This is a genomic window from Halosimplex amylolyticum, from assembly GCF_051414035.1.
Classification (GTDB): Archaea; Halobacteriota; Halobacteria; order Halobacteriales; family Haloarculaceae; genus Halosimplex; species Halosimplex amylolyticum.
Window position 1 is genome coordinate 251,966 of the sequence record NZ_JBLKNW010000001.1, and the last position, 19,305, is coordinate 271,270.

Sequence of the window (19,305 nt, forward strand, 5' to 3'; positions counted from 1 at the left end):
ACGGCCGCGGAGTCGTGAGTACGGCCGTGCTACCAATCGTCAGTCAGGCGTCTGACGCACGGGAGAAGGTTAATAAATGTTGGCCATCAACGGAAACTTAAATTATGGACTCTATAATAGACGACGCGATCGACGAGGCCGAGGAAGAGCGCGAAGCGGCGAGCCAGCAGGACGCCGCACAGACACAGGAGAGCGGCGGACGGACGGGGGCCGAGGAGATGTCGACGTCGGGGCAGATGTCCGACGAGGAGCTGGCGGACGTCGTCAAAGATCTGGAGACGAAGATCACCGTCGTCGGCTGCGGGGGCGCCGGCGGCAACACCGTCACGCGGATGATGGAAGAGGGGATCCACGGGGCGAAGCTCGTCGCGGCCAACACGGACGCCCAGCACCTCGCCGACGAGGTGGCGGCGGACACGAAGATCCTCATCGGGCGCAAACGTACCGGCGGTCGCGGCGCCGGTTCGGTGCCCAAGATCGGCGAGGAGGCGGCTCAGGAGAACATCGAGGACATCCAGCAGTCCATCGACGGCTCGGACATGGTGTTCGTGACGGCGGGGCTCGGCGGCGGGACCGGGACCGGTTCGGCGCCGGTCGTCGCCCAGGCCGCCCAGGACAACGGCGCGCTCACCATCTCCATCGTCACGATCCCCTTCACCGCGGAGGGTGAGCGACGCCGTGCCAACGCCGACGCCGGTCTGGAGCGGCTGCGGGCCGTCTCCGACACCGTCATCGTCGTGCCGAACGACCGCCTGCTCGACTACGCGCCGAGCATGCCCCTGCAGGACGCGTTCAAGATCTGCGACCGCGTCCTCATGCGCTCGGTCAAGGGCATGACCGAACTGATCACCAAGCCCGGCCTCGTCAACGTCGACTTCGCCGACGTTCGCACGATCATGGAGAACGGCGGCGTCGCCATGATCGGTCTCGGCGAGTCAGACTCCGAGAACAAGGCCCAGGATTCCATCCGCTCGGCCCTGCGCTCACCCCTGCTCGATGTCGAGTTCGACGGTGCGAACTCCGCGCTCGTCAACGTCGTCGGCGGCCCCGACATGAGCATCGAGGAGGCCGAGGGCGTCGTCGAGGAGATCTACGACCGCATCGACCCCGACGCCCGCATCATCTGGGGCGCCTCGGTCAACAACGAGTTCGAGGGCAAGATGGAGACGATGATCGTCGTCACCGGCGTCGAGAGCCCGCAGATCTACGGCAAGAGCGAAGCCGAGAAAGAGCGCGCCGCGAAGGAACTCGGCGACGACATCGACTACGTCGAGTAATCGCTGTCGGTAGCCTGGATTCTCCGTTCTCTTTTTTCTCCTAGCGCTGCTGTTCTATCTGGCACCGCGTTCGAAAGATACGGTGTCTCCCTTCGCCATCTGGGCAAGTCGCGGACAGCGCCCGGATTCCCTCGGAAGGTTTACCCACACCGGAGCGGATGGGTCCTGCATGCACGCTCACAGCGAAATCGACACGAATCGGCGGGTGAACCGATGACGATCAACAGCGACTGGGGCGAGTGGTGGGCTCGCGAGGAGTTCAACGGCCCCGACGTGGAGGGCGTGTCGCTGTGGTTCCTCGGTGTGACCGGCTGGGCGATCCGGACGCCCGAGACCACGCTGTTCATCGACCCCTACTTCAGCACCGAGCGCGACCGCGAGTACATCGCGCGGATGCCGCCCGTGCCGATGGAACCGCAGTGGGCGGACGCCTGCGACGCCGTCTTCTGCACGCACGACCACCGTGACCACTTCTGGCCGCCTTCGTTCGGCCCGCTCCTCGACATCGACGGCGCCTCGATCCACGCGCCTGCCGAGTGCTACGAGAACTTCGACGTGAGCGAGATCGCCGAGGACCAGCGAGCGGCCGTCGAGCCCGGCGACAGCTACGAGGTCGGCGACCTGACGGTCCACGTCCGCGGTGGCCGCGACCCCGACGCCGACGGGAGCGTCACGTACGTCCTCGAACACGAGGAGGGGGTCATCTTCCACGGCGGCGACAACCGGCCGTGCGACGCGTTCGAGGCGGTCGGCGAGGAGTTCGACGTCGACATGGGGATGCTCTCGTACGGGACGAGTGCGCGCCTCTACCAGGACGGCGAGGTCGTCCGCCGGAAGCTGTACAACGACGCCCAGGACGTGATCGACGCCGCGAACATGGTGGGGATCGACCGACTCGTCCCCACCCACTGGCGGCGCTGGCGGTCGATCCAGGCCGACCCCGGCGCGCTCTCGAAGGCCGCGACGACCTTCGAGTACCCACACATTATCGAAGAGATCGAGGTCGGCGACCGTCTCCGGCTCGGCCAGCCCGGGATCGTGACGCCGACCCGTCTCGGCGGCGACTGAGGGCGGCGAACTGGACCGACCGGACCGAACGTGTCGGACGGGCCGATGGGCGCAGTGGCGGACCCGTATTTTCAGCTAAACACTTCGGTGAAGCGGTTCGTGGCCTCGTCCGGGCCGGCGACGACGAGTTCGTCGTCGGTCTGTGGCCGGAAGTCGGGGCCGAGGTCGGTGAGCACCTCGCCGTTGCGCTTGACGGCGACGACGGTGACGCCGGTCTTCGCGCGGACGTCGGCGTCACCCAGCGAGTGGCCGACGAGTCCGGGCGCGCGCGTCCGGAGGACCTCGACCTGGGTATCGAGCGAGATCACGTCCTCGTCTTCGAGGACGGCCGAGGCGACCATGCGGCCGGTGACGGTCCCGAGCGAGAGGACGTAGTCCGCGCCGGCGCGGTACATCTTCTGGACTGACTCGGCCTCCTCGGCGCGGGCGATGATCTCGACGCGCTCGCTCTCGTCGCGGACGACCAGCGTCGCGAACTCCGCGGCGGTGTCGTCGGGGATCGCGAGGATGACCGACCGGGCCGAGGGCAGTCCGGCGCGTTCGAGGACGTCGGGGTCGGTGGCGTCACCGACGACGTCGACGCCGGGGCCGTCGTCCCGGTCGACGACCGAGTATGGCAGGTCCACGTCGTCGAGGATGGCCGTGATCTTTCGGCCGACCTCGCCGGCACCGACGACGATGGTCTCGCCGGAGGTGTGCCGGCGCACCTCCGAGCGGGTGCGGTCGGCGAGGCGTTCGAGCTGCGATTCCTCGCCGGTCAGCAACAGGACGGTCCCGGGTTCGACGACCGAGTCCGGTTCGGGCGGGCTCTCGAACTCGCCGTCGAACCACGCGCCGATGACGTTGACGCTGGCGCGCTCGCGGAGGCCGCTCTCGGCGAGCGTCCGGCCCGCCAGGTCTGCGCCGCGATGGACCGGCAGTTCGACGATGTCGAAGTCCTCGCCGAGTTCGACCTTGCCGCCCAGGTCCGTGGAGACGCTGGCGGTCACCTTCCGCGCGAGGCTCTCGCCGAGCAGGGGTCGCGGGGAGAGCACCGCGTCGGCGCCGGCGAGTTCGTGGTAACGCGCGCGGTCGGGCTCCTCGACGACGCTGACGACCCGGATCGACTCGTCGAGTTCCTTGGCCGTCAGGACGATGCTCGCGTCGACCTGGTCGGAGACGTCCGCGACGAGCGCGCGGGCGTCGGCGAAGTTGGCGGCCTCGAGACCGTTCGCGGAGTCGGGGTCGGCGTGGATGACGTCGTAGCCCTCCTCGTAGAGGTCGGTGGCCGAGTCGCGGTCGGGTTCGACGATGATCCACTCGACCCCGCGGGAGTCGAGTTCGGCGATGAGCGTCTCGACTCTGGGCGTGTAGGTCGCGACGATGACGTGGTCGTCGAGGCCGTTCTCGACCGCGGTCGGCACCGTCGTCGAGAGCGCGTCCTCGAACGCGGGAAAGGCGACCACGGGGAGCGCGAGGAAGATCATGACCGTCCCGGAGATGTCCATGACGATGACGAGCACGAGCAGGAGTGGCGACTCCCAGCCCGCCTGCGCCCCGTAGCCCGTCGTGGTGAACGTCTCGACGACGAACTGGAACGCCTCGAGAAACGTGAGCGACGCGCCCTCGTACGCCGCCATCCCGTACTGGTAGAGGAGGGTGAAGACGACCATGGAGAGGACGAGAACGCCGGTGTACCACACCGACCGGCGCTGCCACGTATTCATATCCACTTGGTTGCCGTTCGCGCGTATAACGGTTCTGGGGAACAACGCGGGTTCACACGGCCGGCCGCGACCGTCGACGGCCACCGGCCCGCATCAATAGATAGAAAAGCCCGCGGGAGCAACCGGTCGATATGAACGTTCCCTACGACCTGAGCTCCTACGTCCGCGTGCTGAAACTGGCGAGCACGCCCTCGTGGGAGGAGTTCTCGCAAGTCGCGAAGATCGCCGGCGCCGGCATCATCCTCGTCGGTATCCTCGGCTTCCTGATCTTCGTGATTATGAACTTCGTGCCGGGCGGCCCGGGTGGTCTCTGATGGGTATCTTCGCCGTCAAGACCACGGCGAGCCAGGAGCGCACCGTCGCCGACATGATCATGAACCGCGAGGAGGAGTCGATCCACGCCGCTCTCGCCCCGGACTCGCTGACCTCCTACGTCATGGTCGAGGCCGAGGACTCCGCCGTGTTCGAGCGGATCTCCGACGAGATCCCCCACATGCGCGGCGTCGTCCCCGGCGAATCGGGGATCAGCGAAGTCGAACACTTCCTCTCGCCCAAGCCCGACGTCGAGGGCATCGCCGAAGGGGACATCGTCGAACTCATCGCCGGCCCGTTCAAGGGCGAGAAGGCGCAGGTCCAGCGCATCGACGAGGGCAAAGACCAGGTGACGGTCGAGCTCTACGAAGCGACGGTCCCGATTCCCGTGACGGTCCGCGGGGACCAGATCCGCGTGCTGGACAGCGAGGAACGCTGAGCTACCGTCCGGCGGCTTCGCCGCCGGTTCACTGTCAGAGCTTCGCTCTGACAAGCCCTCGTTCGCCGACGCTCACGAGGACTCCGCGACGAACGCAGTGAGTCGCGTTTTTTGCCCCATCTTTTTCGAGACGGTACCCGCAGTGAGCGGAGCGAGGTGTGACCGAAGGGAACACCTCGATGCGAACGGCGCGGAGCGCCGTGAGCGGAGCGAGGCGGTTCACAGCGACCGAACGAAGTGAGGTCGCGGCCATTTTCACCCGTGTTTTTGCGCGCGGGGCGGGTCGGGGGCTACGCCCGCGACCGAATGACGTGGCGGCTACGCGGCCACGCTGTTCCCGCCGGTCGCCGAAGGCGATCGAGCAAACCCCGCACCGAAAAAGATGGTGGCTCAAATAACGGTCGAACAAACGGGAAAGCACTTACAGGACCCCCGCAAGTCGGACAACGAGAACGACACATGCCCTCCATTCAGACGCACGGCCTGACAAAGGAGTTCGGCGACGACGTGGTCGCCGTCGACGACCTCGACCTGACGATCGAGGACGGCGAGATATTCGGTTTCCTCGGTCCGAACGGCGCGGGGAAGTCGACGACGATCAACATGCTGCTCGATTTCATCCGGCCGACCGCGGGGTCGGCGCAGGTGTTCGGCATGGACGCCCAGGACGAAGCGGCGGCCATCCGCGAGCGCATCGGCGTGCTCCCCGAAGGGTACGGTTTCGACGACTATCTCACCGGGCGCGAGTACATGGAGTGGGCCGTCGAGACGAAAGACGCCGCCGACGACCCCGAGCAGTTGCTCGACCTCGTCGGCATCCGCGAGGACGCGGGTCGCGTCGCCGCCGGCTACTCCAAGGGGATGCAACAGCGCCTCGCGTTCGGGATGGCGCTGGCGGACGACCCCGACCTGCTCATCCTGGACGAACCGTCGACTGGCCTGGACCCGAACGGCATCCAGCACATGCGGTCGGTCATCCGCGACCGCGCCGAGAGCGGGACGACGGTCTTCTTCTCCAGCCACATCCTCTCGGAGGTCGAGGCGGTCTGTGACCGCGTCGGCGTGATGAACGAGGGCGAACTGGTCGCCATCGACTCCATCGAGGGGCTTCGCGAGAGCGCGAGCGGCCAGGCGACCATCGAACTGGAGTGCGCCGAAGTCCCGCCGCGAGACGGCGTCGCTGACATCGAGGGCGTCTCCGAAGTCGAGGTGGCTGGAACGAAACTGACCGCGACGTGTTCCGACGCGCGCGCGAAGGTCGACGTGGTCAAGCGAGTCGACAGCCGGGCGGAGGTCGTCGACATCCTCGCGGACAACACGTCCCTGGAGGAACTGTTCAACCAGTTCACCGGAGGCGGGCGCGACGGAGACGTCGAGGTGCCCGGGGGCCAACCAGGACAGCGCGTCGACGCCCAGGAGGCCTCGCCATGAGCACCGTCACCGTCGCGAAGAAGGACTTCAAGGCGGCCCGTCGGTCGAAGCTGCTCTGGGCGGCGGCCGTCGTCCTCGGTCTCATCGCCGCGTTCGTCGGGTACGTCTCTGGCGGCGCGCCCGGAGCCGACGCGGAGCAAGTCCAGCGGCTCTTCCGCGTGCTGACGATGATACTCGGCGTCCTCTTGCCCATCGTCGCGTTGGTGGCGAGCTACCTCGCCATCGCGGGCGAGCGCGAGGGCGGGGGGATCAAGTTCCTCCTCTCGCTGCCGAACACGCGGCGGGGCGTCTTCGTCGGGAAGCTACTGAGCCGGAACGGCATCGTCGCCGGTGGCGTCGCGTTCATGTACGTCGCGGCGATCAGCGTCGCGCTGACCCGTCACGGCGCGTTCCCCGCGGCCGTTATCTTCGGGACGCTGCTGGTGACGCTCGTCTACGGGAGCGTCTTCGTCAGCGTCGCGATGGCGATGTCCTCGGCCGTGGCCTCCCGCAGCCGCGCCATCGCGGGCGCGTTCGGGACTTACTTCGCGCTCGTGATCCTGTACCTGGTCCCCGGCGTGTCGGTCGCCGCCATCGCCAGGTGGGTCCACACGACGCTGCTCGGCGCCGACGCGAACCCCGACCTGTACAACGCTGTCCAGTACACGAGTCCGTATCTGGGCTACCAGAAGGCGGTGAACCTCGTGCTGCCGGCGGAGTTGCGCCAGATCGTCTTCTATTCGAGCCTGCCAGACGAGATCAGTTACGGCTCGGCGAAGGCCAACACGGCGTTGCCGTTCTACCTGCAGGACGAGTTCTCGGTGGTCGTGCTGGCCTTCTGGCTCGTCGTCCCGCTGCTGATCGGCTACTGGCTGTTCGAACGGGCGGATCTGGAGTGATATCAATGAATCGACGCAACACACTCGGTACGGCGCTCGCGGTGCTGGCAGTCGTCCTGTTCACTGTGCCGGCGTTCTTCCCGGTCCAGTCGGTGCTGGTCCACGAGACGTGGGACTCGGCGACGGGACCGCCGGAGGAACTCCGCGAGGAGGGCCACGAGATAATCGCCTACGAGAACCTCTCCGAGCGGGGTCAGGAACTGTACGTGACGACGCTGGAGAACGACGGCGAGTACAGCGTCCCGCTCGGCGAGGGGGCGTCGGAGTTCGACTATCTGAACGCGAGCGAACGCCGGCGGGCCTACGAGACCGACAACCGGTCGGCGGTCCGGTCGGTCGTCATCGAGCGGCCCGAAGACGACGACCACCTCCCCGAAGCCGACGAACCGAACTTCGGACCGCGCCCCGGCGAGAACGCGAGCGAGGGGGAACGCCAGCGCGCCGAGGTGATCCAGCGCTACGACGCGATGGACACGGCGACCGAGGAACCGCCGCTCGGTTCGACGCCGCAACTGATCCGACTGGCGTCAGTCCTGTTGGCGGTCCTGTCGCTCGGCGTGGGCGGCTACTTGCTCTCCTCGAAGTAGCGGGAGCGTCGACGGTGCGGTTTTCGGTCGGCCGGATGGAGAGACGAGCAGAGCCGCCGCTCGGAAGTGGATCGACGGGAGAAAAACCGTGTCAGATACTGCCGCTGCCGCCTTCGAGGCGGTCGATGACTTCGCGGATGTCCGCCTCCTCCTCGATGGTCTCTTTGACGTTCTCGCGGCGGCGGACCTCCTTGGCGGTGGCGTCGTAGGCACGGACGTACTCCGCGCGGCTGTGCTCGTCGAACGCGTGGCGGATCGCGAAGTAGCCGTCGGGGAGGACGGTTCCGCAGACCTTGCACTCGATGCGTTCGTGTGCTGTCGACTGGTGGACGATCAGGTCCTCGACGCGCTCGAACTGGTCGTCGTCGCCGTCGATCGCACACTCCCAGGGGGCCATCGTACCCGAGACATGCCGGCCCCTTAATAAAAACATTCCCCCTCGAACGGCGGTCGAGCGGGGGATCGACGGCCGAGAGCCGCCCGTGCGGTCCGGTGGGGTCAGACCGGGACGGACGCGCTCACGTCGGGGATGTAGGTCGGGAGCACGTAGACGAGGCCGGCCGCGACCGTGAGTTCGAAGGCGGTGACGGCGAGCATCATCGCGTCGGAGAAGTCGCTGCTGACGGGGACGCCGACGGGCGCGCCGAACTCCTCGTCCCAGATCGGGTAGAACAGCGCGATCCCGCGGGTCGTGCCGAGCACGTCGAGCACGTAGTGGGTGAGGACGCCGAGCCAGACCCACTGGAGGTTGTCGAAGTAGAGGGGGTAGGCGGCGACGATGCCGAGCACGAAGAGATTGTGGAGCGTCTTGCGGTGTTTGCCGAAGTGCGTGTCCACGTCGGGGAAGAGAGCGCCGAGGACCAGCGGGACGAACACCGCCGCGACGGTCCGGAACGTCGCCGCGTCGCCGGCCGGTTCGAGGATGAACCCCAGCCCAACGGCGAGAAAGATCGCGTTCAACACGTGACCGCGCTTGTTCATCGGCGGTATCGACGGACGGCAGGGTGACAAGTGTTCCCCTTCGGTGTGCCCCGGGGCGACGCAGGGAGGGCGGCCGGTCGGCCGGAACCAGCCGACTGCGGGTCGGTGCGGAGGTCGCCCGGGGCGGTCGGGAACTCACTCGGAGCGGGCGCGGGCGGCACGTTCGAGGTCGGCGAGCGAGCGGCGCGCGAGGCGCTCGCGGACGGCGGCGCGGTCCCCGTCGAACTCGTAGCGAGAGACGGTGGCGGTCGACTCGCCCGACTCCCACGGGGCGGCGTAGGCGACCCCGACGAAACAGGTGCCGACGGGTTTCTCCCCGGTGCCACCGCCAGGACCGGCGATACCGGTGGTCGCGACCCCCCAGGTGGCGTCGGCCGTGTCGCGGGCCGCCCGCGCGAGTTCCCGGGTGACCGGTTCGCTGACGGCGCCGTGTTCGTCGAGCGTCTCGCGGGCGACGGCCAGCGTCGTCCGGAGCGCGTCGTAGTCGTAGGGGACGACGACCCGGTCGAGGTAGTCGCTCGCGCCGGGGACGCCCGTGAGGAGCGCGCCGACCAGGCCACCGGTTGCCGTCTCGGCGACCGCGACGCTCTCCCCGCGGTCGCGCAGCAGGTCTCCGAGGCGCGCCTCGACCGGCGGATCCTCCGCGAACTCGTCCATACCGGCGGGACGAGCGGCCGGCCGAAAAATGCCGGGGACCGTCGTCGACCACGTCGATCCGGCCGTCGGAAACTCAGTTCCGGTCGGCGTCGGCCACGCGCAGACTGTCGTCGACCGTGAGCGTGAGTTCGTCGTTGCCGACAGCGAATGTAAAGCGCGCTTCGAAGGGCTCGGTGGAGACGACTTCCTCGTCGAAGTTGTTGTACGCGCGGCTGATCGCGGGGAGCGTCTCGACGGTGGGGGCGAAGGGGTTCAGCCCGTGGTCGAGCATGAACGCGACGAGGGCGGCCGAGTCGGCGAGCCCGACCACGGCGGCGCCGCTCTCGTCGTAGATGCAGTTCGTGCACTCGAGGTCGAACACGACGGCGTAGCGCCGACCGCACGCGTCGCAGAGGCTCTCGTCCGGGTCGTGGTCCTCGCAGACGCGCGTCGAGCGGTCGAGGGTCGCCGAACAGCGCGGACAGACGCCCGCGGAGGCCGCGAGCAGTTCGAGGTGGCCCCAGACCCACGCCGCGCGGAAGACGGCCTCGGGGTCGCGGTCGGCGACGCCCGCGGGCGGGAGCGGGTGGTAGCCGAGGTAGCCGTCGTCCGCGTCGGCGTCGATGCACGTCTCGTCGTCCGAGTCGGTGCGGGAGTAGGTTCCCGGGCACTCCGTGCAGTAGAGTTCGACGCGTTCCTCGCGGAAGCGGACGGCGATCGGCGCGCCGCAGTAGTGGCAGGGCTGGTCGATCTCCGTCCGTTCGAGCACGGGCGCCGCCGTGACCGCCCCGGAGAGGACCGCCTCGACGACGCGCTCGCCCGCCCTCCGGAGTTCGTACCCCGCCTCGCCCTTGCGGACGAAGTGACCGGTCAGGCGGTCGAGGTGGTAGTTGAACCGCCCGGAGTCGGTCATGCCGACGTCCTCACGGAGTTCGGTGAACGACACCGGCGCGTCGGCACCGCCGAGCGCCTGGAGGATGCCGACGCGCGTCTCGTTCCCGAGCACCTCGAACGCCTCGTCGGGCGACAGCGTCCGCTCGGCCGGTTCGTCAGTCATCGCTCTCGCCAACGGGCTCCGGCCCCTAAAAGTCGCTTGTCGACGCGTCGACGGCGCACGAAAAGCCGCGATACCGACGATTCGGAGTACCGACGATTCGGGTCAGGACGACGGGGCCGGGTCGCGGGCCCGGGGATCACGGGTCGACCCGGCTCGTGGGCCGTCGCCGACCCGCGTCAGCTCTCGACCTCGATGGTCGTGCCGCGGGTCGCGGTGCCCTCGAAGATGGGGAGGCGGACTTCGAGGATGCCGTTGGTGTACTCCGCGGCGATCTCGTCGTCGTCGACGTCCTTCGGGAAGCGGAACCGCCGGTGGTAGGTCTTGCGCTGGCCGCGGGTCTCGTCCTCGTGCTCGGCGGCCACGTTCAGGACGCCCTCGTGCCACGTCACGTCGATGTCTTCGGGGTCGAAGCCGGGTAACTCGACGCTCAGGACGAACTCGTCGTCTTCCTCGTAGAGTTCGTAGTCGTTGCGTCCCGTCTCGAACAGTCTGTTCGGCAGGTCCATACCCTCGAACCACGAGTTCACTGGTCGATCCGGTAGAGCCATGGCTTCTCACCTCGGCTCGGTAGATCGTTGTTCGCGGTTCTATAAAAAATTAACCTTTCCGGAAACTGTGTGGCGGTCCGTCGGTCCGCTTCACTTGGATTCATACGGTGGGAGGGTCGATACTGGGGCGATGGGTCCGAGACTCGTGGTGCAGTGTGGCCTGCCCGGCGTCGGGAAGTCGACGGTCGCCGCCGAGATCGCCGACCGGCTCGGCGTCGAGCGGGTCCGGAGCGACGCCGTCCGAGCCGAACTGTTCGACGACCCGACCTACAGCCGCGCGGAGAAAGACCGGGTCTACGCGACCATGCTGGAGCGGGCGCGGGCGTCGCTCGCGGACGGGCGGCCGGCCGTCCTCGACGCCACCTACGAGCGGCAGGTCGACCGCGACGCCGCCGCCGCCCTCGCCGACGAGGTCGGCGCGGATCGCCTTTTCGTCCGCGTCGTCTGCGAGGAGTCGGTCGCCCGCGAGCGCATCCGCCAGCGGAAAGACGACCCGAGCGAGGCGGACGTCGCGGTCTACGAGAACGCCCGCGAACGATTCGAACCGCTCGAACGCGTGCACGTCACGATCGACAACTCCGGCGACCTGACGGCGACCCGGCGACAGCTGGACGAGCACTTCTGAGCCGGCGGCGACCGCTTCCGGCTGGGCACCGCGTACTCCCGGGCGACCGGCGAGCGCCAGGATTTACGTCGCGGGGAGCCAACGGACGCGTACTCGATGGACTACGAGACGCCGCAGTTCTTCAGGGTGATGCAGTACGCCGCGCGCGCCGACCGGGACGTGGTGGACATGGTCAGCGGCAACCCCGACTGGGAACCCCCCGAGGCGCTCCGCGATGGCCTGCGCGAGTACGCCGACGGCGACGTGACCGAGTTCCAGTACCCCCCGAGCGTGGGCCTGACGCCGCTGCGCGACGAGATCGCCGAGCGCCGCGGCGTCGATCGCTCGCGCGTGCTCGTGACCAACGGCGCCGGCGAGGCCAATCATCTCGCGACGACGAGCGCGCTGGAACGGGGCGAGGGCGACGCGGTGATCATGACCGACCCGGTCTACCCCTACTACGCCGGGCGGGCGAACCTGCTGGACGCCGACTCGACGTACGTCCCCGTCGACGAGACGGGACAGGTCGACCCCGCGGGCGTCCGCGAGGCCGCCACCGACGACACCGCCGCCATCGTCGTCAACTCGCCGAACAACCCGACGGGCGCGGTGTACCCGCCCCAAACGATCGAGGCGCTGGTCGAGCTCGCCGAGGAGTACGACGCCGTGCTCGTCAGCGACGAGGTGTACGACCACTTCGACTACACCGGAACGTTCGAGAGCGCGCTCGCGACCGACTCCGACCACGTCGTCGCCACCAACTCGTTCTCGAAGTCGATGGCGATCACCGGCTTCCGGGTCGGCTACGCCGTCTTCCCGCCAGAAGACGGGCCGCTCGGCGAACTCGTCGAGCGTGCCAGGACCCGCCACATGATACAGAACGTGACCGGGAGCCGGCCGGCCCAGTACGCGGTGTTGCGGGCGCTCCGGGAGACGCCGGTCGAGTACTACGAGCGCAACCGCGAGCGCATCCGGGAGCGGATCGACCGGTTCACCGACGCGCTCGACGCCGCCGGCGCGGCGTACACGACGCCAGGGGGGTCGTTCTACGTGATGGCCCGCTTCGACGGGTTCCCGGGGACGATGGAGAACGTCGAGCGACTGATCGACGAGGCCGGCGTCGCGGGGATGCCCGGCGAGGCGTTCGGCGAAGCGCGCGACGACTGGCTTCGCTTCGCGCTGGTCACGCCGCGCGTCGACGAGGCGGCCGAGCGACTGGCCGACTACCTCGGGTGAGGCCGCCCCGGCCGCCCGGGACAGCGCGGATCAGTCCAGCGTCACGGGCTCGCCGCGCTCCGCGGACTCGTAGATGGCCTCGACGATGGCGACGGCCTTGCGCGCCTCCGGTCCGTCGAGCATGAACGGTTCGCCGCTCTCGCGGGCGTCGAGGAACTCGCGGACGTTCGGCAGTTCGAGCGGGCTGGGTTCGTCCTCGCCCGCATCGGGGCCGGAGAAGCGCTCGCGGACCTCCCTGTCCTCGTCGCGTTCTTCGCGGAACTCCCAGGTCGAGATCTCCTCGCCGCGGACCACCGCGGAGCCGTCGCGCCCGCCGAGTTCGTAGCGGATGTCGCCGCCGGGGTAGGTCGCGGTCGTCGCGAGTACCTGCCCGAGCGTGCCGTCGCGAAAGCGCAGTGTCGCGACGGCGGTGTCTTCGACTTCCAGATCGGCGTCGTGCCCGCGGACGTCCGCGAACGCGAACACCTCCGCGACGGGGTTCTCGCCGGGGGCCAGATCCATCCCGGCGCCCGCGATCCACTGGAGGGCGTCGACGTTGTGGATCGCCTGGTTCATCGCGGCGCCGCCGCCCGCCACGTCCCGGTCCGCCTGCCACGTGCCGTCGTAGTAGTCGTCCGCCCGCCACCAGGGGAGCGCGGTGTTCGCGACGGCGAGCGACCCGAACCGACCCTCGGCGACCGCGTCCCGGACGGTCCGGACGACCGGCTTGTACCGGCGCTGAAAGACGCACCCGAGCCTGATCCCGTGTTCGTCGGCCGCGCCGATCAGCCGGTCGATGCGCTCGGTCGTGATCTCCAGAGGCTTCTCGCTGAAGACGTCCACGCCGCGCTCGGCGGCCGCGAGCGCGGGTTCGAGATGTGCGCCGCTTGGCGTGCAGATATCGAGCACGTCCGGGTCGGCGTCGTCCAGCATCGTCTCGACGTCCAGATACGGGTCGCAGCCGTGTTCGTCGGCGAACGACCGGGTCGGTGCTTCCTCGCGGCCCGCGCAGGCGACGACGTCGACGTCGTCCAGCTGGTCGTAGGCTCGCATGTGCGTCCCCGCCGCGCCGCCGACGCCGACGATGGCGATCCGATGTGCGGACATTGGGGGAGACACGCCGAACGACGGCAAAAAGGTCGCGGAGCCGCGCTGGCGTCAGACCACGTCTTCGGCGTCGCCCGCGTCCAGTCGGACGGTGACGGTCGTCCCGTCGTCGTCGGCGTCGAAGGACAGTTCGCCGCCGGATCGCTCGACGACCCAGCTGACCAGCCACAGGCCCACGCCGGTGCCGTGTTTGAGCGGCGTCTCCTCACGCTCGTCCAGCACGTCCAGTTCTTCCTGCGAGATGCCGGGGCCGTCGTCCTCGATACGCAGGAGGACCCGTCCGTCGTCGTCAGCGGTCGCCGAGATCGTCACCGACGCTCCGTCTCCGGAGTGTGCCCCCTCGCTCTCGCGAGTTCCGGAGTCGTGACCCTCGGCGCAGTGTTCGACCGCGTTCTCGATCAGGTTCTCGACGGCGTAGGGAAACGCCCGATGGACGCGAACGGGCACCTGCTCGGTGATCTGGACGTCGTATCCGGCCCCGGAGTGCGCCGCGGAGACGTTGGCGACGCACCGATTGACGACCGACCGCAGGTCGAGCGTGACTCGTCCCTCGTCGCTGTCGATGACTCGCTCGATCGCGCGGGCCTTCTCGGCGGTCCCGACGAGTTCCTCGCTCCGGTCGACGATGGTCTCGGCCATCTCCCGCTCCTCGCCGGTGGTCCGCTCGGCCAGCACCTCGGCCTGACCGCGGACGACGGTCAGGCCGGTACGCACGTCGTGTCTGAGCACGCGCGTGAGCACCTGTTTGAGCAGGTCGAGTTCGCTCTCGCGGCGCTCGCGGTCGGTCACCTCGTGGAGGATCCCGACCGAGCCCGTGGCGTCGGCGTCGCCGAGGCCCGCCACGGTCGCCTCGAACTGCCGGGCCTCGCCGTCGGCGCCCGGGAGTTCCACCTCGCACGTGGCGCTCTCGCCGGTCTCTCGCGCGCGTTCGAGCGCAGAGTGGGTCCGATCGACGGCCTCCTCCGGGATGAACTCCGTGAGCCGGGTCCCGTGGAGCGATTCGCGCGACCGGTCGAACAGCGAGGCGAGCGCCTCGTTGCAGATCTCGATCCGGCAGTCGTCGTCGACGACGTACATCGGGTCGCCGGCGCTCTCGACGAGCCGGCGGTAGCGGTCCAGCGTCCGCTCGTGGTCGCGGCGCTCGGTCACGTCGCGCGCGACGTTGACGAGCCCCTCGTAGCCGTCGTCGGCCTCGCGGACCGAGAAGTGGACGGCCAGCGTCCGCTCGTCCCCGTCGGCGGTCTCGAAGGTCATGTCGATGACGCCGCTGTCCTGACTGGACGTGCGCAGTCGCTGGATCAGCCGCTGTCCGGCCTCGAGTTCGCCGTCGGCCATGAACGTCGCCGTGTGGTCGCCGACCATGTCCTCGTGCCCGAGGAGGTCCGCGAACGACTCGTTGTGGTACTGGACGCGGCCGTTGGCGTCGACGACGGAGATGCCGTCCTGGACGTGGCGGTCGAGCAGTTCAAGCAGCTCGTAGCGGGCGCCCGAGCGGGCCGACCAGGTCACGTCCTCGACGACGACGAGGCGGAGCGGCCCGACCGTCTCGGGGAACTCGTGTTCGCTGTACCGAAAGCTGGCCTCGCTGTCGGCGGTCGGTACCGTGAACCGGGTCGGCTCGTCGGGGACGTCCGAGCCGCGGATCGTCCGGATCGCCTCGGGGTCGTGCGAGAGCGCGGCCGAGAGTTGCTTGTAGAAGTTCGGCGTCTCCGGGAGCGACACCGACACGTCGCGCCGGTCGAAGATCGCCTCCAGCGTCGTCGTCTCCCAGATGACGGTCCCGTCCTCGTAGACGAGGAAGCTCGACGAGGACTGGGTGTCCGGGTCGACGCGCTCGAAGGCGCGGGTGAACCGCGACTGGGGTTCGGCGGCGGTGCGGACGGCGCCGAGCAGTTTCTCGACGACGAAGTCCAGCCCCTCCTCGGCGGTCCACTTCTCGACGAGGGTGTCGGCCGCCCCGGAGACGGCCGGGTCGATCTCGTTCGGTTCGAGGCTCGTGTAGAGGGCGACCGGCACGTCGGCGTCGGTCACCAGTCCGGTCACGTCCGACGCGGCGTCCGGTTCGACCACCAGCACGTCGACGTCCTCCTCGTCGAGGCGTTCGCGGGCCCGTTCGACGGTGGCTGTGCCCTCGTAGGTCACGTCGCCGTCTGCCTCGTCGACGACTGCCGCCAGGCGCGACCGGACGGTCTCGTCGGGGTCGAGGTGTAGTATCAAAACCGCCGACCCGTCGCTGTCCTCCCCTCCGTCGTCCGTGTCGTCGTCCGGTCCAGTCATCTGTCCTCCCGGCCGTCCAGTCCGTTCCGCGGCCCCACCGGTCCGTCTCGTCGGCCGTCAGTGCCTGTAGTGCTGACTCCAGGACCATAAGTGTCCCGCGGAATCGCCACCAGCGGCGCGGATTCCGAGCGAGCCGGCGGGTTCGGGCGGGGGCAGGTCGACCCGGTCCGTCGCCGCATCCGTGCGTTCATAGGCGAGGACGACACAGGGATCCACAATGGCCGAGGACCGCGGCGCGAGCGGCGAGGCCGGGGACGGGTCGACGAGCGGAGGGGCCGCGGACGGCGGCGCTGGGAGCCACGGGACCGCCGCCGACGGCGCGGGGCGCGAGGGGACCGACGGCGCGCCCGGTTCGGCGTTCGGGAGCGGCGATCCGCAGGACGCCTGGCGCGACGTGTTCGGCTTCGACGAGCCCTACGAGAGCCAGACCGACGCGATCGAGCGGGCGATCGAGGTCGGCCAGCTCGGCGGTTACTTCGCGATGGAGGGGCCCTGCGGGACCGGGAAGACGATGGCCGCGCTGACCGCGGGCGCGACGCTCGTCCGGACGACCTCGAAGTACGACCGCGTGATGGTCGTCACGCCCGTCAAACAGCAGCGCATCCAGTTCGTCGACGACCTGCGGGCGATGAACGCCGGGCTGGCGGCCGACCCCGACGCGCCCGAACCGCTCGACGGCGTGGCCCTCGTCGGCAAGCGCGACCTGTGTCCCTACGGGCGCGAGGGCGCGTTCCCCGACGACGTCTCGACGCACGACCGCTGCGAGGACCTGCGCGAGTCGACCGCGAACCTCGTCGAGGCAGACCGCCGCTCGGGTGACGCGCCCGCGGCCGACGCCTCGCTGGAGTCCGACCCGGACGATATCTGGTGGGACCCGGACCTGGCGAGCGACCTCGTCCGCGAGGCGCGCATGGACGCCGACACGTACCGGACGTTCGACAGCGCGCTCGAAACCGGGGGTGCGGAGTCGCCCTACCCGCGGAGCCAGCCGAGCGCGCCCGAGGGGATGACTTCCGGCGACGACGACCCGCTGTACTGTCCGTTCGAGGCCGACTGGTTCGCCCGTAACAAGGGTTCGCCCGTCGACTTCTCGGCGGGTGAGAACCGCGTCGTGACGGCCGACGACTACTTACCGGCCAGCGTCGAGCGCGGCACCTGCCCGCATCGCGCGATGGGCGTCATGCTCGAACACGCCGACGTGATAATCGGCAACTACAACCACGTCTTCGACCCGGGGTCGCGGCCGCTCGTCGCCGCCGCGCTCGACTCCTCGACGTTTCTCGTCGTCGACGAGGCCCACCGCCTCGAAGAGCGCGTTCGGGACCTGCTCTCCGATCGGGTCGGCCGCTCGACGATAAAACGGGCGCGCAACGACTGCAACCACCTCCTCTCGCGGGCGCGAGAGAGCGAGGACCGCAAGCGACAGGTCCGGGACCGACTCGCCAGCCACGACGTGCCCCTCTCGGCCATCGACCGGGCCAGGGAGTTCTACGACGACCTCCTCGACTGGCTGGACGAGCGCGTCGAGTCCTACCTCGACGAGGAGTTCGAGCGCGACTGGCGCGTCGGTGACCCGGCCGACAGCGTCCCCGCCCGCGACGTGGAGATCCCGCTTCGCGACCCCGACGAGCCCGAACCCGACGAACTGACCCGCTGGGCCGAACGGGTGGGATACGACGGCGACACCTGGCGGACGCTCGCGACCGTCGGCGCGGCCGTCGAGGACGCCATCGACGGCCTCGGACTGACGCGCTCGCCCGTCTGCGCCGCCGTCGGGGCCGTGATGAACCACTGGTGGGAGCGCGACCACGACCGCTACCTCCGGGAGATCGAACTCGAACACTCCCCGAAGACCGGGCAGGCGGCCGACGCCGTCGACGCCGACTACCAGCGCGTCTACACGCCAGGGCTCGTCCTGTTCGACTGCATGCCCGCCGAGTCGCTGCGGGAGATCTTCGACTCGCTGGGCGGGGGCGTCCTCATGAGCGCGACGCTGTCGCCGCTCGACGTGTTCACCGAGGTGTCGGGGCTCGAATCGCTCCGCGCGGGGGACCCGGACCCGGGACCCACGCCCGACGAGGGCGACTACGGTCGACCCGTCGAGGCGGAGAGCTACCCGTTGCGATTCCCCGCGGAGAACCGCGCGAGCTGGGCCGTCGACGCGGCACCGTTCACCGCTCGCAACCGCGGCGACCCCGGCGACATGGACCCGCTGGGCGAGGGCTGGAACCAGACACGCGGCGAGTACGCCCACGTCCTGCGGTCGGTCGCCCGGTCGCCGGGGAACGTCCTCGTGGCGATGCCCAACTATCGAGAAGCCGAGTGGGCCGGTGCTTACCTGAAGGAAGCCGTCGACAAGCCGGTCCTCGTCGACGAGAGTTCCAGCAACGAGGCGACCGAGCAGCTCAAGGCCGATTTCTTCCGCGGCGGCGGGAAAGTCCTCGTCACGAGCACCCGGGGGACGCTCACCGAGGGCGTCGACTACGACGGCGAGAAACTGGCCGCCGCGCTCGTGATCGGCGTTCCGCTCGTCAACGTCGGATCACCACGTGTACAGGCGGTCCGCCGGGCCTACGCCGACGAATTCGGGGAGGACAACGCCTTCGAGTACGCGTTGACCGTCCCCGCGGTCCGGCGCGCCCGCCAGGCCATCGGCCGGGTGATCCGCGGGACCGAGGAAGTCGGCGTGCGCGTGTTCGCCGACCGCCGCTACACGGCGGGGACGCGCCACTCCGTCCACGAGTACCTCTCGCCCGCCGAGCGCGAGGAGTTCGTCAGGATGACCGCCGAGTTCCTCGACGGGCAGTTAGAGCGGTTCTGGGCCGACCGGTCGCAGTGAGATCGCCGGCGGACGCGACGACTCGGCCGTCGTCTCAGGCCACCGAAAGGTAGCACCCAGATACCCCCCGGAAGCGGACACCTGACAGGCGCCGAAGGGGAGTTAATCGGTCTATACCGCCATCCACGGCCGGAAAGCATATGTCGGAGTATTCCCGTTACTCAAGAGATGCCAGAGTGTCAGAACTGTGGGTCGTTTGTTACCGAGGCGTACGTACGCGTGTTCACGCCCGACGGTCACACTGGCCCCCGCGTCTGTCCGTTCTGCGAAGACAAACTCCGCGACGGCGCTGAGGTGCGCGAGGCTCGGTCGTCGCGGTCATAGGCATCCCGCCTACACGCTC

The 19,305-nt window shown here is 69.0% G+C and carries 19 protein-coding genes; 11 read left to right on the plus strand and 8 right to left on the minus strand.

Annotation, left to right across the window (positions count from 1 at the left end; translation table 11 throughout):
- The first annotated feature begins 104 nt into the window (after positions 1 to 104).
- Positions 105 to 1,277, plus strand: a complete 1,173-nt coding sequence (gene ftsZ, locus ACMGFE_RS01120; protein WP_436923124.1) for a cell division protein FtsZ — start codon at positions 105 to 107, stop codon at positions 1,275 to 1,277.
- Positions 1,278 to 1,490: 213 nt separating this feature from the next.
- Complete coding sequence (locus tag ACMGFE_RS01125; protein WP_436923125.1) at positions 1,491 to 2,345, plus strand: MBL fold metallo-hydrolase; 855 nt, start codon at positions 1,491 to 1,493, stop codon at positions 2,343 to 2,345.
- Positions 2,346 to 2,416: 71 nt separating this feature from the next.
- Here the strand turns inward: ACMGFE_RS01125 and ACMGFE_RS01130 are convergent, their stop codons facing one another.
- Positions 2,417 to 4,051 (minus strand): potassium channel family protein, encoded by a 1,635-nt coding sequence (locus tag ACMGFE_RS01130; RefSeq protein ID WP_436923127.1) that lies wholly within the window; start codon positions 4,049 to 4,051, stop codon positions 2,417 to 2,419.
- A gap of 131 nt (positions 4,052 to 4,182) precedes the next feature.
- On the opposite strand from ACMGFE_RS01130, the gene ACMGFE_RS01135 reads away from it, so the two are divergent.
- From ACMGFE_RS01135 to ACMGFE_RS01155, 5 genes are all read left to right on the plus strand, one after another.
- Complete coding sequence (locus ACMGFE_RS01135; RefSeq protein WP_436923129.1) at positions 4,183 to 4,365, plus strand: protein translocase SEC61 complex subunit gamma; 183 nt, start codon at positions 4,183 to 4,185, stop codon at positions 4,363 to 4,365.
- Entirely contained in the window at positions 4,365 to 4,802 is a 438-nt protein-coding gene (locus ACMGFE_RS01140; RefSeq protein WP_274325850.1) for a transcription elongation factor Spt5, read from the plus strand. Before ACMGFE_RS01135 ends, ACMGFE_RS01140 begins: the two co-directional genes overlap by 1 nt.
- A 459-nt stretch (positions 4,803 to 5,261) precedes the next feature.
- The gene (locus ACMGFE_RS01145; RefSeq protein WP_436923131.1) at positions 5,262 to 6,233 is read left to right on the plus strand and encodes an ABC transporter ATP-binding protein; all 972 of its coding nucleotides are present in this window, start codon (positions 5,262 to 5,264) and stop codon (positions 6,231 to 6,233) included.
- A complete protein-coding gene (locus tag ACMGFE_RS01150; RefSeq protein WP_436923133.1) occupies positions 6,230 to 7,111 on the plus strand; it encodes an ABC transporter permease in 882 nt (293 codons plus the stop codon). Before ACMGFE_RS01145 ends, ACMGFE_RS01150 begins: the two co-directional genes overlap by 4 nt.
- Before the next feature lie 5 nt (positions 7,112 to 7,116).
- Complete coding sequence (locus ACMGFE_RS01155; RefSeq protein WP_436923134.1) at positions 7,117 to 7,698, plus strand: hypothetical protein; 582 nt, start codon at positions 7,117 to 7,119, stop codon at positions 7,696 to 7,698.
- Between the two features lie 91 nt (positions 7,699 to 7,789).
- On the opposite strand, the gene ACMGFE_RS01160 is transcribed toward ACMGFE_RS01155, so the two are convergent.
- From ACMGFE_RS01160 to ACMGFE_RS01180, 5 genes are all read right to left on the minus strand, one after another.
- Entirely contained in the window at positions 7,790 to 8,095 is a 306-nt protein-coding gene (locus ACMGFE_RS01160; RefSeq protein ID WP_436923136.1) for a DUF7565 family protein, read from the minus strand.
- A 101-nt stretch (positions 8,096 to 8,196) separates the two neighbouring features.
- Positions 8,197 to 8,679, minus strand: coding sequence for a metal-dependent hydrolase (locus ACMGFE_RS01165; RefSeq protein WP_436923137.1), 483 nt, complete (start codon positions 8,677 to 8,679; stop codon positions 8,197 to 8,199).
- A gap of 135 nt (positions 8,680 to 8,814) precedes the next feature.
- The gene (locus ACMGFE_RS01170; protein WP_436923139.1) at positions 8,815 to 9,336 is read right to left on the minus strand and encodes a CinA family protein; all 522 of its coding nucleotides are present in this window, start codon (positions 9,334 to 9,336) and stop codon (positions 8,815 to 8,817) included.
- 73 nt (positions 9,337 to 9,409) lie between these two features.
- Complete coding sequence (locus tag ACMGFE_RS01175; RefSeq protein WP_436923140.1) at positions 9,410 to 10,372, minus strand: winged helix-turn-helix domain-containing protein; 963 nt, start codon at positions 10,370 to 10,372, stop codon at positions 9,410 to 9,412.
- A 176-nt stretch (positions 10,373 to 10,548) separates the two neighbouring features.
- Positions 10,549 to 10,920: an Hsp20/alpha crystallin family protein gene (locus tag ACMGFE_RS01180; protein WP_436923141.1), complete on the minus strand. Its 372-nt coding sequence runs from the start codon at positions 10,918 to 10,920 to the stop codon at positions 10,549 to 10,551.
- Between the two features lie 130 nt (positions 10,921 to 11,050).
- Between ACMGFE_RS01180 and ACMGFE_RS01185 the strand changes: the two genes are divergently transcribed.
- Positions 11,051 to 11,545 carry a P-loop nucleotide/nucleoside kinase family protein gene (locus ACMGFE_RS01185; protein WP_436923143.1) on the plus strand — a complete coding sequence of 165 codons (495 nt, stop codon included), beginning with the start codon at positions 11,051 to 11,053 and terminating at the stop codon, positions 11,543 to 11,545.
- A gap of 96 nt (positions 11,546 to 11,641) precedes the next feature.
- A complete protein-coding gene (locus ACMGFE_RS01190) occupies positions 11,642 to 12,760 on the plus strand; it encodes a pyridoxal phosphate-dependent aminotransferase (RefSeq protein ID WP_436923144.1) in 1,119 nt (372 codons plus the stop codon).
- Between the two features lie 30 nt (positions 12,761 to 12,790).
- Here ACMGFE_RS01190 and ACMGFE_RS01195 read toward each other — a convergent pair whose 3' ends face one another.
- Positions 12,791 to 13,846, minus strand: a complete 1,056-nt coding sequence (locus tag ACMGFE_RS01195) for a Gfo/Idh/MocA family protein (protein ID WP_436923146.1) — start codon at positions 13,844 to 13,846, stop codon at positions 12,791 to 12,793.
- A gap of 51 nt (positions 13,847 to 13,897) precedes the next feature.
- A complete protein-coding gene (locus ACMGFE_RS01200; RefSeq protein ID WP_436923148.1) occupies positions 13,898 to 16,123 on the minus strand; it encodes a PAS domain S-box protein in 2,226 nt (741 codons plus the stop codon).
- Between the two features lie 217 nt (positions 16,124 to 16,340).
- On the opposite strand from ACMGFE_RS01200, the gene ACMGFE_RS01205 reads away from it, so the two are divergent.
- Both ACMGFE_RS01205 and ACMGFE_RS01210 read left to right on the plus strand, forming a co-directional pair.
- Positions 16,341 to 18,962 carry an ATP-dependent DNA helicase gene (locus ACMGFE_RS01205; protein ID WP_436923149.1) on the plus strand — a complete coding sequence of 874 codons (2,622 nt, stop codon included), beginning with the start codon at positions 16,341 to 16,343 and terminating at the stop codon, positions 18,960 to 18,962.
- A gap of 168 nt (positions 18,963 to 19,130) precedes the next feature.
- Complete coding sequence (locus ACMGFE_RS01210; RefSeq protein ID WP_425484368.1) at positions 19,131 to 19,286, plus strand: DUF7563 family protein; 156 nt, start codon at positions 19,131 to 19,133, stop codon at positions 19,284 to 19,286.
- The last annotated feature ends 19 nt before the right edge of the window (positions 19,287 to 19,305 follow it).

What these genes read in the sequence shown, in the direction of transcription:
- ACMGFE_RS01130 (WP_436923127.1), bottom strand. Translation starts at nt 4,051, where the DNA reads ATGAATACGTGGCAGCGCCGGTCGGTGTGGTACACCGGCGTTCTCGTC.
- ACMGFE_RS01160 (WP_436923136.1), bottom strand. Translation starts at nt 8,095, where the DNA reads ATGGCCCCCTGGGAGTGTGCGATCGACGGCGACGACGACCAGTTCGAG.
- ftsZ (WP_436923124.1), top strand. Translation starts at nt 105, where the DNA reads ATGGACTCTATAATAGACGACGCGATCGACGAGGCCGAGGAAGAGCGC.
- ACMGFE_RS01190 (WP_436923144.1), top strand. Translation starts at nt 11,642, where the DNA reads ATGGACTACGAGACGCCGCAGTTCTTCAGGGTGATGCAGTACGCCGCG.
- ACMGFE_RS01155 (WP_436923134.1), top strand. Translation starts at nt 7,117, where the DNA reads ATGAATCGACGCAACACACTCGGTACGGCGCTCGCGGTGCTGGCAGTC.
- ACMGFE_RS01170 (WP_436923139.1), bottom strand. Translation starts at nt 9,336, where the DNA reads ATGGACGAGTTCGCGGAGGATCCGCCGGTCGAGGCGCGCCTCGGAGAC.
- ACMGFE_RS01150 (WP_436923133.1), top strand. Translation starts at nt 6,230, where the DNA reads ATGAGCACCGTCACCGTCGCGAAGAAGGACTTCAAGGCGGCCCGTCGG.
- ACMGFE_RS01185 (WP_436923143.1), top strand. Translation starts at nt 11,051, where the DNA reads ATGGGTCCGAGACTCGTGGTGCAGTGTGGCCTGCCCGGCGTCGGGAAG.
- ACMGFE_RS01135 (WP_436923129.1), top strand. Translation starts at nt 4,183, where the DNA reads ATGAACGTTCCCTACGACCTGAGCTCCTACGTCCGCGTGCTGAAACTG.
- ACMGFE_RS01145 (WP_436923131.1), top strand. Translation starts at nt 5,262, where the DNA reads ATGCCCTCCATTCAGACGCACGGCCTGACAAAGGAGTTCGGCGACGAC.
- ACMGFE_RS01200 (WP_436923148.1), bottom strand. Translation starts at nt 16,123, where the DNA reads ATGACTGGACCGGACGACGACACGGACGACGGAGGGGAGGACAGCGAC.
- ACMGFE_RS01175 (WP_436923140.1), bottom strand. Translation starts at nt 10,372, where the DNA reads ATGACTGACGAACCGGCCGAGCGGACGCTGTCGCCCGACGAGGCGTTC.
- ACMGFE_RS01205 (WP_436923149.1), top strand. Translation starts at nt 16,341, where the DNA reads ATGGCCGAGGACCGCGGCGCGAGCGGCGAGGCCGGGGACGGGTCGACG.
- ACMGFE_RS01195 (WP_436923146.1), bottom strand. Translation starts at nt 13,846, where the DNA reads ATGTCCGCACATCGGATCGCCATCGTCGGCGTCGGCGGCGCGGCGGGG.
- ACMGFE_RS01140 (WP_274325850.1), top strand. Translation starts at nt 4,365, where the DNA reads ATGGGTATCTTCGCCGTCAAGACCACGGCGAGCCAGGAGCGCACCGTC.
- ACMGFE_RS01165 (WP_436923137.1), bottom strand. Translation starts at nt 8,679, where the DNA reads ATGAACAAGCGCGGTCACGTGTTGAACGCGATCTTTCTCGCCGTTGGG.
- ACMGFE_RS01125 (WP_436923125.1), top strand. Translation starts at nt 1,491, where the DNA reads ATGACGATCAACAGCGACTGGGGCGAGTGGTGGGCTCGCGAGGAGTTC.
- ACMGFE_RS01180 (WP_436923141.1), bottom strand. Translation starts at nt 10,920, where the DNA reads ATGGCTCTACCGGATCGACCAGTGAACTCGTGGTTCGAGGGTATGGAC.
- ACMGFE_RS01210 (WP_425484368.1), top strand. Translation starts at nt 19,131, where the DNA reads ATGCCAGAGTGTCAGAACTGTGGGTCGTTTGTTACCGAGGCGTACGTA.